This is a genomic window from Streptomyces sp. NPDC102279 (assembly GCF_044766365.1).
In the GTDB taxonomy this organism is placed as follows: Bacteria; Actinomycetota; Actinomycetes; order Streptomycetales; family Streptomycetaceae; genus Streptomyces.
On the sequence record NZ_JBIWLU010000007.1, the window covers coordinates 495,841 to 509,363 of the forward strand.

Below are 13,523 nucleotides of genomic sequence, written 5' to 3' on the forward strand. Positions count from 1 at the left end.
CGTTCGCCGCCCCGTCCGGGGCGGTCCCACCGATCTGGGAGGATTCCCGGCATGCCCGCATCCCCGAGCACCGCCCGGGCCATCAACGACCGGCTCGCCCTGCGCCTGTTGCAGCAGGAAGGCCCTTTGACGGCAAGCCGGTTGAAGCAGCTCACCGGACTGTCCCGGCCCACCGTCGCCGACCTCGTCGAACGCCTCACGGACTCCGGGCTCATCACGGTCGTCGGGGAGTCGGGGGAGCAGCGGCGTGGCCCGAACGCCCGCGTCTACGGGATCGTCGCGGACCGCGCGCACCTGGCCGCGCTGGACATCCGCACCGAGGGCGTCTCGGTGGTCGTCTCCGACCTGCTCGGTGAGGTCCTGGCCGAGGCGTCCCTGCCCATCGGCGGCGACACGGGCACCGGCCCGGCGGTGGAACAGGCCGTCGCGCTGGTCGAACGGGCGGCGAAGGAAGCGCAGGCCCTGGGCGCCGCGCCCCCGCCCGAACTCGTCCGGGGGCGGGGCCGGCTGCACACCGTCGGCATCGGCGCGCCCGGCCTGATCGACCCCTCCACCGGCGAACTCCGTGACTCCTCGGGCCTGCCCGCATGGCATCGCAGCCTGGTCGCCGCCCTCCAGGAACGACTGCCCGAGGCCCGCGTCCTCGTCGAGAACGAGACCAACCTCGCCGCCCTCGCCGAACAGCGCGACGGCGTCGCACGCGACCGCGACACCTTCGTCCTCCTCTGGCTGGGCCACGGCACCGGCGCCGCTGTCGTCCTCGACGGCGCGCTGCGCCGCGGCGCCTCCGGAGGCACCGGCGAGATCGGCTTCCTGCCCGTCCCGGGCACCACGACCCTTCCCTCGGCGACCGACTGCGAGGGTGGCTTCCACTCCCTCGCCGGGGCCGCGGCGGTCGCCGCCCTCGCGGCGGAACTCGGTGTCGCGGCGGAGCCGGAAGGACACGAACCGCACGCCGCAGCGCTCGTGCGCCAGGCCGTGGCCGCCGGTCCCGACGCCCCGGCGGCGACGGCCTTCCTGGACGTGCTCGCCGACCGGCTCGCCATCGGCGCCGCCTCCGTCATCGCCGTCCTGGACCCCGGCTGCGTGGTCCTCGGCGGCGAGGTCGGCCGGGCCGGCGGGTCCGCTCTCGCCGAGCGGGTCGAGCGGCGGCTCGTCCGGATGTCGCCGCTGCCGACCGAGGTGCGCGCGAGCACGCTGGGCGGCCGCGCGGTGCTGCGCGGCGCCCTGCTGACCGCCCGCGACGGCGCCCAGGACGAGCTGTTCGCACCGCCTCCGGGGCGGTAGGCCGGCCCGGGATCACCGGGTCGCCGGGTACCGCACCTTCAGGAAGTCCTCGAACGTTCCCTTGCCCACGGCGAGTTCCGGGGTGAGGTGGTGGCCGTCCCGGAAGGCGCGGTAGGTGCTGCCCCAGAGCCGTACGTCGATGACGGGGCGCCGCTTTCCGGTGGCGCGCAGGTGGGCGGCGGCCAGCGAACGGAACGTCCGCACCTCGGGCCCGCCCATGTCCGCGACCCGTCCCGCGGGTGCCCCGGCCGCCAGCTCCGCGAGCCGGTCGGCGACCTCGGCGACCTCGATCGGCTGGTCGGACGCGCCGGCCGGGAGAAGCAGCAGCGGCGGCTTGGCGAGTCCGGTGAGGACCTGGTCGACCAGCTCGTGGAACTGCGTGGCTCGCAGGACGGTCCACCCCAGTCCCGACTCCTCGATCAGCCGCTCGACGGCCAGCTTGGTCTTGTAGTAGCCCATCGGCACGGCGTCGACGCCGACGATCGAGATGTAGAGCAGATGGGGGACGGCGGCCCGCCGCGCCGCCGCGACGAGATGCCCGGCCGCCTGTTCGTCGCCGCCCCGCGGGCTCGACGCGCAGTGCACGATCGCCTCCACCCCGGAGACGGCCGCGTCCAGCGCGGCGCCCCCCTCGCGCAGGTCGACGGCGTACGGCTGGGTGTGCCGGCTCAGTACCCGCACCTCGTGGCCGTTCGCCCGCAGCCGCTCGCAGACGAGCCGGCCGAGCGTTCCGGTCCCGCCGGTCACCAGGATCGTGGTCATGCCGTTCAGCCCCTTTCGACGCGGGACGCTCCCGTGCGGAGCCTCCTCGTCAATTGAGACCGGACAGCCCGCCCGAATGTGACACCGACCCGTCCCCGGCCCTCGCCTGGCACGGCCGCGCGACCGGCCCGTCACGCCGACCGACTGCAGCGGACCGACGAGGGTCCGACAGGACAGCGACGGCGACAGAGGTCAGGAGCCGTCCGGAATCCGCGCCGACTGGCGTCCCACGAACTCCAGTTTGTCGGGGTTCAGGACCGCCCGCACCCCCGTGAACACCCCGTCGCGCACCTCGAACGCGACCACACCGATGACGGCGCCGTCCGCAGCGCTCCCGTCCGCGCCTCCGGGCCCGCGCGCGACCAGCCCGGCGCGGCCGTTGACCTCGGTGACCGACAGGCGGACTCCGTCCGCCCGGGACCGGACGAGGACACCCGCCAGGAAGCGCAGCACCTTGTCGCGCCCCACGACCGGCCGCCGCGCCGCGGAGACCTTGCCTCCGCCGTCGGACCACCAGGTGACCTCGGCGGCGAACAGTCGCTCCAGGCCCGCGAGGTCGCCCTCCCGGGCCGCGGTGAGGAAGGAGGCGACAAGCTCGGCCTGCCGCTCCGGAGGGGCCTCGAAGCGGGCCTGTGGCGCGGCGATCCGCTGTGCCGCCCGCCGGTACAACTGACGGCAGTTGGCCTCGCTCAGCTCCAGGACCCCGGCGATCTCCCGGTGGCCGTAGGCGAACGCCTCGCGCAGCACGTAGACGGCCCGTTCGGTCGGGGTGAGACGTTCCAGCAGGACCAGCAGGGCCAGCGACACGGCGTCCCGCTGCTCCGCCGACTCCAGCGGGCCGAGCGCGCCGTCCCCGGTGACGACCGGCTCCGGCAGCCAGGGGCCCGGGTAGCGCTCACGTCGCGCGCGGGCGGAGGTGAGCCGGTTGAGACAGAGGTTGGTGACGACCTTGGCGAGCCAGGCGCCCGGCCTGCCGATCCCCGGCCGGTCGGCCTCGCCGAAGCGCAGATAGGCGTCCTGAACGGCGTCCTCCGCGTCGGCGGCGGACCCGAGCAGGCGGTAGGCGAGCCCGAACAGCCGGGGACGGTGGGTCTCGAACTCGTCGGCGGGGCTCGTGGTCACGCCGTCAGCCTCCCAGAGGCCTGGGCCGCGGCGGAGGGCGGGAGGAGAGGGGCGGCGGGCCGTGCCCGTGTCCGGCGGTGCCGGTTGGGGAGACCCGGCGGCGGGGCAAGGGCCTTCGTCACCGCCGCCGGGTCGATGGTGGGGGACCGGCGCTGGTTGATCACGCAGTCTTGGTCGAGGACACTAAGAGGACTAGACCATAGCGTCAATAGGTATGGACCAATTTTGAGTGGGTGTGCCACGCGCCCAAGGTCCGTCGCCCTGGCGGAGGTTGACCGGCGGGCCGGTCGGAGGCGGGGCCACGCAGAAGTCCATGGCGACCTCCTGTGAGCCACCCCACAGAGGATCGCCCGCATGGTCGCCGAGCGGGCGTGGCACACTGGCCGTGTACCAGAAGCAGCGCACTCCGGGGTCGGTGTAATTCCGAACCGGCGGTTACAGTCCGCGACCCGGTCGCTTCCAGCGGCCGGTTGACCAGGTGAAATTCCTGGACCGACGGTTAAAGTCCGGATGGGAGGCAGTGCGCGGCGGGCGGGCCTTCGTGCGCGCTGCCGTTTGTAGCTGCTCGTCCTACGGGACGAGTGTCCCTTTCGGCGTCGCTTCCGATGTGCCGTCGTCCGTTCGTTCTGTCGTCATCGACAGGCCCCGGAGTCCGTGCCCTATGAGGCAGGAGGACCCGGGAAGTGTTCACCGGAATCGTCGAAGAGCTGGGTGAAGTCACCGCCGTCGAGACCCTCGACGACGCCTCGCGTTTCCGTCTGCGTGGCCCCGTCGTCACGCAGGGCGCACAGCACGGGGACTCCATCGCCGTCAACGGTGTCTGTCTCACCGTCGTCGAGCACGAGGGCGACGAGTTCACCGCCGACGTCATGGCGGAAACCCTCAGCCGTTCCAGCCTCGGCGCTCTCGCCGTCGGCTCGCGCGTCAACCTCGAACGGCCCATGGCCGTGGGCGACCGCCTCGGCGGCCACATCGTGCAGGGACACGTCGACGGCACCGGCACCGTCCTCGAGCGCAAGCCGTCCGAGAACTGGGAGATCGTCAAGGTCTCGCTGCCCGCCGACCTCTCCCGCTACGTGGTCGAGAAAGGCTCCGTCACGGTCGACGGCATCAGCCTGACCGTCGTCGACGCGGGCCCCGACTTCTTCACCGTCAGCCTCATCCCCACCACCCTCGACCTGACCACGCTCGGCCACAAGCAGCCCGGCGACCCGGTCAACCTCGAGGTCGACGTCATCGCCAAGTACGTCGAGCGGCTGCTCGGCGCACGCGGCGAGCAGCCGGCCGGTCTGCCCGGCGTCCAGGGGGCCGGACAGTGAACTGGCTCAACTCCGAGGCCTTCGTCCTCTTCGACCAGCACATCAAGTGGTCGGACATGATCGGCAACGTGATCGGGCTGCTCGCCCTCGCGCTCGGCTGGCGGCGCTCCATCTGGAGCTGGCCGGTCCAGTTCCTTTCCGGCGTCGTCCTCTTCGCGGCCTTCTTCGGCCACCTCACCGGCAGCGCCGGCAAGCAGGTCGTGGTCATGGTCGTCGCCCTGTGGGGCTGGTGGCAGTGGAACCGCGGCGAGGGCAAGGACGGGCGGGTCTCCGTGCGGTTCGCGACCTGGCGTGAGCGCGGGTACATGGTGGGCGCCGCGGCCGTGGGCACGCTCGCGGTCGGCGCCCTGTTCCACGCGTACCCGACGCTGTCCTGGGACCCCTGGCCCGACGCCTACATCTTCGTCGGCACGATCGTCGCCATGTACGCGCAGGCCCGCGGCATGGTCGAGTTCTGGTTCGCCTGGCTGCTGGTCGACCTGGTGGGTGTCCCCCTCAACTTCGCCAACGGCTACGCCTTCTCCGGTTTCGTCTACGTCCTGTACGGCGCGCTCGTCCTGTGGGGCATGCGCGACTGGTGGCTGCGTTCCCGCAAGGCCGGGCAGCCCGTCATGGAAGGAGCCCCGGCATGACAACGACGCCGGTTTGGTACAGCACCGGGCACGATCAAGACGCCTCGGACTTCGCGCTCGACCCCGTCGAGCAGGCCATCGCGGACATCGCCGCGGGCCGCCCCGTCGTGGTCGTCGACGACGAGGACCGGGAGAACGAGGGCGACCTCGTCATCGCGGCCGAGAAGGCCACCCCCGAGATCGTCGCCTTCATGATGAGCGAGTGCCGCGGGCTGATCTGCGCCCCCATGGAGGGCGACGAACTCGACCGGCTGCGGCTGCCGCAGATGGTCGACGACAACACCGAGTCGATGAAGACGGCGTTCACGGTGTCGGTGGACGCGTCCGCCGCGCACGGCGTGACCACCGGCATCTCCGCGTCCGACCGCGCCGCCACCCTGCGGCTCCTCGCGGACGGCACCTCGGGAGCCGACGACTTCGTGCGCCCCGGCCACATCTTCCCGCTCCGCGCACGGCCCGGCGGCGTGCTGGCCCGCGACGGCCACACCGAAGCGGCCGTCGACCTGGCCCGGCTCGCCGGCCTGCGCCCGGCGGGGGCGATCGTCGAGATCGCCGGCGAGGACGGCCGGATGCTCCGGCTGCCCGAGCTGATCCCCTTCGCCCGCAAGCACGGCCTGACGATCATCTCCATCGAGGACCTGATCGCCTACCGCCGTGCCGCCGAGAGCGCGCCGTCCGCCGACGGCGTGGCGCCGATCGCCGCACCCGCCGTGCGCCGCGAGGCCGAGGTCCACCTGCCCACCGCCTTCGGTGAGTTCACCGGGTACGGCTACCGCTCGACCGCCGACGGCGTCGAACACGTCGCCCTCGTCCACGGCGAGATCGGCGACGGCGAGGACGTCCTGGTCCGCGTCCACTCCGAGTGCCTCACCGGTGACGTCTTCCACTCGCAGCGCTGCGACTGCGGGCCCCAGCTCCAGACGTCCATGGAACGCATCCAGGCCGAGGGCCGCGGCATCGTCGTCTACCTGCGCGGCCACGAGGGTCGCGGCATCGGACTGCTCTCCAAGCTGCGCGCCTACGAACTCCAGGAGCGCGGCCGGGACACCCTGGACGCCAACCTGGAACTGGGCCTGCCGGCCGACGCCCGGGACTACGGGGCGAGCGCGCAGATCCTGGAGGACCTCGGCGTGCGCAGCCTGCGCCTGATGACCAACAACCCCGACAAGACCGACGCGCTCGTCCGGCACGGCCTGCGGGTCTCCGGCCGCGAGCCGATGCCCATCCAGGCCGGCGAGCACAACCTGCGCTACCTGCGCACCAAGCGGGACCGGATGGGGCACGACCTGCCCTGGCTGGACGCGACGACCGTGTCCGCCTGCGGGAGCCAGTGACACCGCCCGACCGGGCACGACAGCAACACCGGCAACACGCCGGCACTATCGGCAACAGAGCACAGTGGGACTGAGGAGAGACGTGAGCGGCAAGGGTGCACCTGAACTGTCCGTACGCAACTGCGGCGACCTGCGGGTCGCGGTCATCGCGGCCCAGTGGCACGACAAGGTGATGGACGGACTCGTCGACGGCGCCCTGCGCGCCCTGCACGAGCTGGGGATCGACGAGCCGACCCTGCTGAGGGTCCCCGGCAGCTTCGAGCTGCCGGTCGTGGCCAAGGTACTCGCGGGCCGCGGCTACGACGCGATCGTCGCGCTCGGCGTCGTCATCCGCGGCGGAACGCCCCACTTCGAGTACGTGTGCCAGGGCGTCACCCAGGGCCTCACGAAGGTCTCCATCGACACCGGAGTCCCCATCGGCTTCGGGGTGCTGACCTGTGACACCGAGGAGCAGGCACTGGACCGCGCCGGTCTGGAGGGCTCCAACGAGGACAAGGGGCACGAGGCGGTCACCGCCGCCGTCGCGACCGCGGCCACCCTGCGCTCGGTATCCGAACCCTGGCGCTGAGGTACGGCACCGAGCGCGTAGGCTGAGGACCACCATGTCCAAGAAGACGTTCGAGGAGCTGTTCACCGAGCTCCAGCAGAAGGCCGCCACCGGCGACCCCGCCACTTCGCGCACCGCCGAGCTGGTCGGCAAGGGCGTCCATGCCATCGGCAAGAAGGTCGTCGAAGAGGCCGCAGAGGTCTGGATGGCCGCCGAGTACGAGGGCAAGGACGCCGCCGCCGAGGAGATCTCGCAGCTGCTGTACCACGTCCAGGTGATGATGGTCGCGCGCGGGATCTCCCTCGACGACGTGTACGCGCATCTGTAGGGGCCGACCCCCGTATCGCCCCGCAGTGCCCGTCCACCCGTCCCCGCCCCCAGCCCCGCACCACCTCAAGCAAAGGAAGCCGACCTCATGCTGCGCATCGCCGTCCCCAACAAGGGTTCCCTCTCAGGACCTGCGGCGGACATGCTGCATGAGGCCGGCTACCAGCAGCGTCGCGAGTCCAAGGAACTGCGGATCGTCGACCCGGTCAACGAGGTCGAGTTCTTCTACCTCCGCCCCCGCGACATCGCGATCTACGTCTCCTCCGGCCGCCTCGACATCGGCGTCACCGGCCGCGACCTGCTGATCGACTCCGGAGCCAGCGCGGAGGAGATCCTCCCGCTCGGCTTCGCCCGCTCCACCTTCCGCTTCGCCTCCAAGCCGGGCACCGCGAGCGGCGTCGCCGACCTGAACGGCAAGACGGTCGCCACGTCCTACGAGGGCATCGTCGGCAAGTACCTCGCCGACAGCGGCATCGACGCTTCCGTCGTGCACCTCGACGGCGCCGTCGAGACCGCCATCGAACTCGGCGTCGCCGAGGTCATCGCGGACGTCGTCGAGACCGGCACCTCGCTGCGCAACGCCGGCCTGGAGGTCTTCGGCGACCCCATCATGAAGTCCGAGGCCGTCGTCATCCGCCGCGTCGGAGCCGACCTCACCGAGGACGCCGAGCCCAAGGTCCAGCAGTTCCTGCGCCGGCTCCAGGGCGTCCTCGTCGCACGGACGTACGTGATGATGGACTACGACTGCCGCGCCGAGCACCTGGAGAAGGCCATCGCCCTCACCCCGGGCCTGGAGTCGCCGACCATCTCGCCGCTGCACAACGAGGGCTGGGTCGCCGTCCGCGCCATGGTCCCCTCCAAGGAGGCCCAGCGGATCATGGACGACCTGTACGCCGTCGGCGCGCGGGCCATCCTGACCACGGCCATCCACGCCTGCCGGCTCTGACGGGACCTCTGGACATGTCGGACCTTCCCCGCCTCCCCGTCACCTTCCGGCCGTCCCGTACCCGGGCCGTGCTGCTCGGCGCGGGCGCCGCGATCCTGGTGGTCATCACCACGGTCGCGATGCTCCTGGAGCAGCTCAGTCCGGGGGAGCGGCTCAGCTTCATCCTCACCGCCGCCCTGCTCTTCGGCGTGCTCCTGCTGCTGTCGCGGCCCAAGGTCGTCGCCGACGAGACCGGGGTCACCGTGGTCAACATCGCGGGCCGGCGCCGCCTGGACTGGGCGGAGATCCTCCGGGTCAACCTGCGCCCCGGCGACCCGTGGGTGTTCCTCGACCTCAGCGACGGCACCAGCCTGCCGGTGCTCGGTATCCAGCCGGGCATCGCCAAACGGCGGGCCATCGAGGACGCCCGGACCCTGCGCGCCCTCGTCGAGGCCCGCTCCGTCCGCGAGCCCGGTGGGCGGCGTGACGAACATCAGGGCTGACTCTCGCCCTTCCACCCTGCCCTGAGGGCCCATGTCTTGATTAATCTGGTGGCGGAGGCGTTTCACCGCGCCTCCGCCTCCGATACGGCCCCCGCCCTCAGAGGCTCCCTGCTACCCGAGGAGTGACTCCCTCCAGCGATGGACGGATCGTCCTGTAGTACCTGCGCCGCCCCCTGTCGACATAGCGAGGCGGCGGCATGACCATCCCCCTGTTGCTCCTTGGCGCGGCGTTCCTGCTGATTCTCGCCAACGGCTTCTTCGTGGCCGCCGAGTTCGGCCTCGTGACGGTCGAGCGCCCCGAAGCCGAGAAGGCCGCGGCCGAAGGCGACAAGCGCGCCGCCACGGTCGTCGAGTCGCTCAAGGAGCTCTCGTTCCAGCTCTCCGGAACACAGCTCGGCATCACCATCACCTCCCTCGTCGTCGGCATGCTCGCCGAACCGGCGCTCGCCCAGCTGCTCCACGGTCCGTTCACCGCGATCGGCCTGCCCGAAGGGGCGGTGCCCGGCATCGCCGTCGTGGTCGGCATGCTGCTGGCCTCCGCCGTGCAGATGGTGATCGGTGAACTCGTACCCAAGAACTGGGCGGTGTCCAAGCCGCTCCAGGTCGCCCGGTTCGTGGCCGGCCCCCAGCACGCCTTCTCCCGCCTGTTCCGGCCGGTGATCGCCGCGCTCAACACGGTCGCCAACCGGCTCGTCCGGGCCCTCGGCGTCGAACCCGCCGAGGAGCTGGCCTCCGCCCGCACCCCCGGCGAACTCGTCTCCCTGGCTCGTCACTCGGCCCTGGCCGGCGCCCTGGAGCAGGACACGGCGGACCTCTTCGTCCGCACCATGTCCCTCGCCGACCTCACCGCCCAGCACGTCATGACGCCGCGCGTGAAGGTCAGCGCCCTCCAGTCCTCGGCGACCGCCGAGGACGTGGTCAACCTCACCCGTGCCACCGGCCTGTCCCGTTTCCCGGTCTACCGGGAGCGGATCGACGAGATCGTGGGCATGGTGCACCTCAAGGACGCCCTCGCGATCCCCTCGCACGACCGGCTGCGCACCCCCGTCGGCCGGATCGCGCAGGCTCCGCTGCTCGTCCCGGAGACGCTGCCCGTGCAGCCGCTCCTGGAGCAGTTGCGCAGCGAGCAGCCGATCGCCGTCGTCGTCGACGAGTACGGCGGTACGGCCGGGGTCGTCACCCTGGAGGACATCGTCGAGGAGCTCGTCGGTGAGGTCCGTGACGAGCACGACGACGTGCTCGGCGAACCGCCCGAGCTCGCCACCGCCCCGCCGGAGGACGGCAGGCCCGCCTGGGACGCCGACGGCAGCTGCCGGGTGGACGTCCTGCAGCGCATAGGCCTGGACGTGCCCGAGGGGCCGTACGAGACGGTGGCGGGCCTCGTCGCCGACCTGCTCGGCAGGATCCCGGCCCCCGGTGACAAGGCCGAACTCCCCGGCTGGCGTCTGTCGGTCCGGCAGGTCGGCCACTACCGCGCCGAACGCGTCCGCCTGGTGCGGACCGCGCTCGCTCCGGAGGCCGTCCGATGAGCGTTCTCCAACTTCTTCTCGCCGGTCTGCTGGTCCTCGCCAACGGCTTCTTCGTCGGCGCCGAGTTCGCCCTCGTCTCGGTGCGGCGCAGTCAGATCGAGCCGCTCGGCACCACGCGCTCCCGGCAGGTCCTGTACGGCCTGGAGCGGCTTCCGCAGATGATGGCGGCGGCCCAGTTCGGCATCACCGTCTGTTCGCTGACGCTCGGCGCGGTCGCCGAACCGACGGTCGCCCATCTGCTGGAACCGCTCTTCGAGGCGGTCCACCTGCCCGACGGGGTGATCCACCCCCTCGGCTACGTGATCGCGCTCGCCCTCGTCGTCTTCTTCCACCTCGTGATCGGCGAGATGGTCCCGAAGAACCTCGCGATGGCGGCGCCGGAGAAGACGGCTCTGTGGCTCAGCCCCGGTCTCGTCGCCTTCGCCCGGCTTGCCCGGCCGGTCACCCTCGGACTCGGCGCCTGCGCCCGGCTCATCCTCAAGCTGTTCCGGGTGGAGCCCCGCGACGAGGTCGAGGCGGTCTTCACCAGCGAGCAGCTCAACCGCCTGGTGGAGGACTCGGGGCAGGCCGGCCTGCTCGACCCCGAGGAGCAGGAGCGCTTGGAGGACGCCCTGGAACTGGGCTCCCGCCCGGTCACCGACGTCCTGCTCGACGGAGACTCGCTGATCACCGTGGACCCCTCGGTGACCCCGGGCCAGGTCGTCGCGCTCACCGCGCGCACGGGCTTCTCCCGGTTCCCGGTGGTCGCGGAGAACGGCGCGTTCATGGGCTGCTACCTGCATGTGAAGGACGTCCTCGACCTGGAGGAGTCCGAGCGCGCGGTCCCGCAGCAGATGTGGCGCCCGATGACCACGCTGCGCGCGGAACTCCCGCTGGACGACGCCCTCACCGTGATGCGGCGGGCCGCCACCCACCTCGCCCAGGTCGCCGACGCGGCCGGCAAGGTCCTCGGCCTGGTGGCGCTGGAGGACGTACTGGAGCTGCTCGTCGGCGAGGTGCGCGACCCGGCGCACCGGGACGTCACGCCGGTGCGGGTCGCCGAGGCCCGTCCGAGTCCGGCCCCGGCCGCTTCGAGTGCGGCCCCGGCCGCTCCGGAGGAGGCGCTGGCCGGCTGACCGTGCGCGTGGGCCCCGGTACTCCGTGGGTCGTGCGACCGCCCCGGTGGTCGTACGGCCCACGGAGGCCGGGGCCTTCTCACATCCCCGTCGGGTCGTGCGGGCCCCGTCCCGACAGGACCTCCCCGTAGGCCTGCATGAGGTCCGGCAGCCGCAGCGTCGACAGGTCGTCGCGGGACGGGGTGGAGGTGTATCCCGTCAGCCGCAGATCGCGGTAGGCGCAGCTCTTCTCGTACAGGGTGCGCAGGAAGCGGCCGTTGCCCAGTTCGTCGATCCAGCCCTGGTCGACGACGTGGCCGGCGATGGAGCGCAGTTCGTCGAGCGCCTCCTCGTCCCAGACGTCGCCGTTCTCGGCGGCCAGCACCTCGCCTATCGACGTCAGTTCGAGGGGGCGGTAGGAGGGGAAGTCCACCCGGCTGGTGAAGCGGGAGGAGAGACCGGGGTTGGCGGCCAGCAGGCGGTCCATGCCCTCGGGGTATCCGGCCAGGATGACGACGAGGTGGTCGCGGTTGTCCTCGGCCCGCTTCAGCAGGACCTGGAGGGCCTCGTCGCCGTACGCGTCGCCCTTGCCGTAGCCGGAGTTGGACAGCGAGTACGCCTCGTCGACGAAGAGGACGCCGCCGATCGCCGAGTCGATCAGCTCGTTGGCCTTCACGGCGGTCTGGCCGAGGTACTCGCCGACCAGGTCGGCCCGCTGGGCCTCCACCAGATGGTCGCCGCCGAGCAGCCCGAGCGCGTAGAAGACCCGGCCGAGGATGCGGGCCACCGTGGTCTTGCCGGTGCCGGAGGGGCCGGAGAAGACGAAGTGACGTTTGGGCGGCTGCACCGGGAGGCCCTGCCCGGCGCGCAGCCGAGCCATGTTCAACTGCGCCGACAGCGCCTTGACCTGGCGCTTCACCGGTTCCAGGCCGACCATGCACTCCAGTTCGGCGAGCGCTTCCTCCAATAATGCCGGGTCGGTCGGGCCGGTCGGCAGCGGCTGCACCGGCACCATCGCCTTCTCCCGGAAGACGTCGGTCTCCGGCTGGAGGCCGCCCGACGGCGGATCGGGCTCCGAGAGCTTCAGGTCCCGTCCCTCGGAGCCGAAGAGCGGATCCACTCCGTCCGGGCCTTCCAGGACGTCCTGGCCCACTCCGGCGAGGGTGATCGCCGCGAGGTCGGCCGCGGCGTCGTCGTAGCCGTCCCCCTCGGAGATGGCGGCGAGCCGTGCCGAGGTGTCCATGAAGGACGGGTCGACCCGGTGCACGGCCCGGTACAGGGGGAGGGCCGCCGCGGACCGGCCGGTGCCCTCGTGGGCGCGGGCCAGCCAGTAGCGCAGCTCCTTGCGCTGCGGCTGTTCGCTGCGGCAGCGCATCAGCGCGGACGACAGCAGCGGCTCGGCGTGCCCGAACATCTCCAGCCTGACCCGTGCCATGCCGCCGAACAGGCCGGCCTCTATGCCGAGCATCGGATCGTCGATCAGCGGGTCGGTGTGCCGGACCAACTGCTCCCAGTCCTTGACCAGATAGGCCCGGCACGCGTGCAGGAACCGCACCTGGTGATCCGCGTCGACCGGCGGCAGACCGGCCAACGCCCGGTCCAGTTCCGGTACATGGCGTCCGTCGAGCCAGTGCGAGGCGTGCGCGAGCAGCAGGTCCCGCGGGCTCTCCAGCACCGGCTGCACCCACCAGCCCAGCCAGTACCAGGAGTTGATGGTGCGCCGGTGGCGGGCGCGTTGTTCGCCGAAGCGGTCCCGGTGCCGGAACATCCGCAGCAGCGCGGTCGTCGTGTCCACCCGTAGCGCGTGCAGTCCGAGCCAGCCGTCCGCCATACCGGGGTCCATCCGGACCGCGGCGCGGAACTCCTCCTCCGCCTGCGGGTAGGCGCCCATCGTGTAGGCGTCCACACCTCGCAGCCAGGCGAGGTCGGCCGGGGCCTCGGGGCCCTGCGTGCCGAAGTCCATCACGTCCCCCACAAACCGTGCCCCCGATGGTCGGGAAGTGTCTCGTGGATCAGGACACCTCCCTTGCCGCCGGGCAGGTGCCCGTCGGCATCTCTGGTCGAACGACTGTGCCACGGACGGGAGTTGCAGCGGTGCGCAGAGCAGCCGTCCGAAGGTCGCACCGAGAGGCATCGTACCTG

General features: G+C 71.8%; 13 protein-coding genes and 1 riboswitch. Of the genes, 10 read left to right on the plus strand and 3 right to left on the minus strand.

Going from position 1 to position 13,523, the window contains the following annotated elements:
• Nucleotides 1-51 precede the first annotated feature (51 nt).
• The gene (locus tag ACIRQH_RS20840; protein WP_404226777.1) at nucleotides 52-1,287 is read left to right on the plus strand and encodes an ROK family transcriptional regulator; all 1,236 of its coding nucleotides are present in this window, start codon (nucleotides 52-54) and stop codon (nucleotides 1,285-1,287) included.
• Between the two features lie 12 nt (nucleotides 1,288-1,299).
• Here the strand turns inward: ACIRQH_RS20840 and ACIRQH_RS20845 are convergent, their stop codons facing one another.
• Both ACIRQH_RS20845 and ACIRQH_RS20850 read right to left on the minus strand, forming a co-directional pair.
• Nucleotides 1,300-2,049 (minus strand): SDR family oxidoreductase, encoded by a 750-nt coding sequence (locus tag ACIRQH_RS20845; protein ID WP_358820000.1) that lies wholly within the window; start codon nucleotides 2,047-2,049, stop codon nucleotides 1,300-1,302.
• Nucleotides 2,050-2,241: 192 nt separating this feature from the next.
• Nucleotides 2,242-3,171 (minus strand): RNA polymerase sigma-70 factor, encoded by a 930-nt coding sequence (locus tag ACIRQH_RS20850; protein ID WP_404226778.1) that lies wholly within the window; start codon nucleotides 3,169-3,171, stop codon nucleotides 2,242-2,244.
• 397 nt (nucleotides 3,172-3,568) lie between these two features.
• A riboswitch (FMN riboswitch) is annotated at nucleotides 3,569-3,699 on the plus strand.
• A gap of 155 nt (nucleotides 3,700-3,854) precedes the next feature.
• Here ACIRQH_RS20850 and ACIRQH_RS20855 point away from each other — a divergent pair.
• The 9 genes from ACIRQH_RS20855 to ACIRQH_RS20895 all read left to right on the plus strand — a co-directional run bounded on the left by ACIRQH_RS20855 (nucleotide 3,855) and on the right by ACIRQH_RS20895 (nucleotide 11,402).
• The gene (locus ACIRQH_RS20855; RefSeq protein ID WP_081223302.1) at nucleotides 3,855-4,490 is read left to right on the plus strand and encodes a riboflavin synthase; all 636 of its coding nucleotides are present in this window, start codon (nucleotides 3,855-3,857) and stop codon (nucleotides 4,488-4,490) included.
• On the plus strand, nucleotides 4,487-5,122 hold the full coding sequence (locus tag ACIRQH_RS20860; protein ID WP_388876335.1) for a nicotinamide riboside transporter PnuC: 636 nt from the start codon (nucleotides 4,487-4,489) through the stop codon (nucleotides 5,120-5,122). Before ACIRQH_RS20855 ends, ACIRQH_RS20860 begins: the two co-directional genes overlap by 4 nt.
• Complete coding sequence (locus ACIRQH_RS20865) at nucleotides 5,119-6,456, plus strand: bifunctional 3,4-dihydroxy-2-butanone-4-phosphate synthase/GTP cyclohydrolase II (protein ID WP_358820003.1); 1,338 nt, start codon at nucleotides 5,119-5,121, stop codon at nucleotides 6,454-6,456. The genes ACIRQH_RS20860 and ACIRQH_RS20865 overlap by 4 nt, the downstream gene beginning before the upstream one ends.
• An 82-nt stretch (nucleotides 6,457-6,538) precedes the next feature.
• Entirely contained in the window at nucleotides 6,539-7,024 is a 486-nt protein-coding gene (ribH, locus tag ACIRQH_RS20870) for a 6,7-dimethyl-8-ribityllumazine synthase (protein WP_358820004.1), read from the plus strand.
• A gap of 34 nt (nucleotides 7,025-7,058) precedes the next feature.
• Complete coding sequence (locus tag ACIRQH_RS20875; protein ID WP_081223298.1) at nucleotides 7,059-7,331, plus strand: phosphoribosyl-ATP diphosphatase; 273 nt, start codon at nucleotides 7,059-7,061, stop codon at nucleotides 7,329-7,331.
• Between the two features lie 87 nt (nucleotides 7,332-7,418).
• Entirely contained in the window at nucleotides 7,419-8,276 is an 858-nt protein-coding gene (hisG, locus tag ACIRQH_RS20880) for an ATP phosphoribosyltransferase (RefSeq protein WP_355866257.1), read from the plus strand.
• A gap of 14 nt (nucleotides 8,277-8,290) precedes the next feature.
• Nucleotides 8,291-8,758, plus strand: a complete 468-nt coding sequence (locus tag ACIRQH_RS20885; RefSeq protein ID WP_358820005.1) for a PH domain-containing protein — start codon at nucleotides 8,291-8,293, stop codon at nucleotides 8,756-8,758.
• A gap of 197 nt (nucleotides 8,759-8,955) precedes the next feature.
• Nucleotides 8,956-10,287, plus strand: a complete 1,332-nt coding sequence (locus ACIRQH_RS20890; protein ID WP_358820006.1) for a hemolysin family protein — start codon at nucleotides 8,956-8,958, stop codon at nucleotides 10,285-10,287.
• Entirely contained in the window at nucleotides 10,284-11,402 is a 1,119-nt protein-coding gene (locus ACIRQH_RS20895) for a hemolysin family protein (RefSeq protein ID WP_358820007.1), read from the plus strand. The genes ACIRQH_RS20890 and ACIRQH_RS20895 overlap by 4 nt, the downstream gene beginning before the upstream one ends.
• Nucleotides 11,403-11,481: 79 nt before the next feature.
• Here the strand turns inward: ACIRQH_RS20895 and ACIRQH_RS20900 are convergent, their stop codons facing one another.
• The gene (locus ACIRQH_RS20900) at nucleotides 11,482-13,344 is read right to left on the minus strand and encodes an AAA family ATPase (RefSeq protein ID WP_358820008.1); all 1,863 of its coding nucleotides are present in this window, start codon (nucleotides 13,342-13,344) and stop codon (nucleotides 11,482-11,484) included.
• Nucleotides 13,345-13,523: the final 179 nt, after the last annotated feature.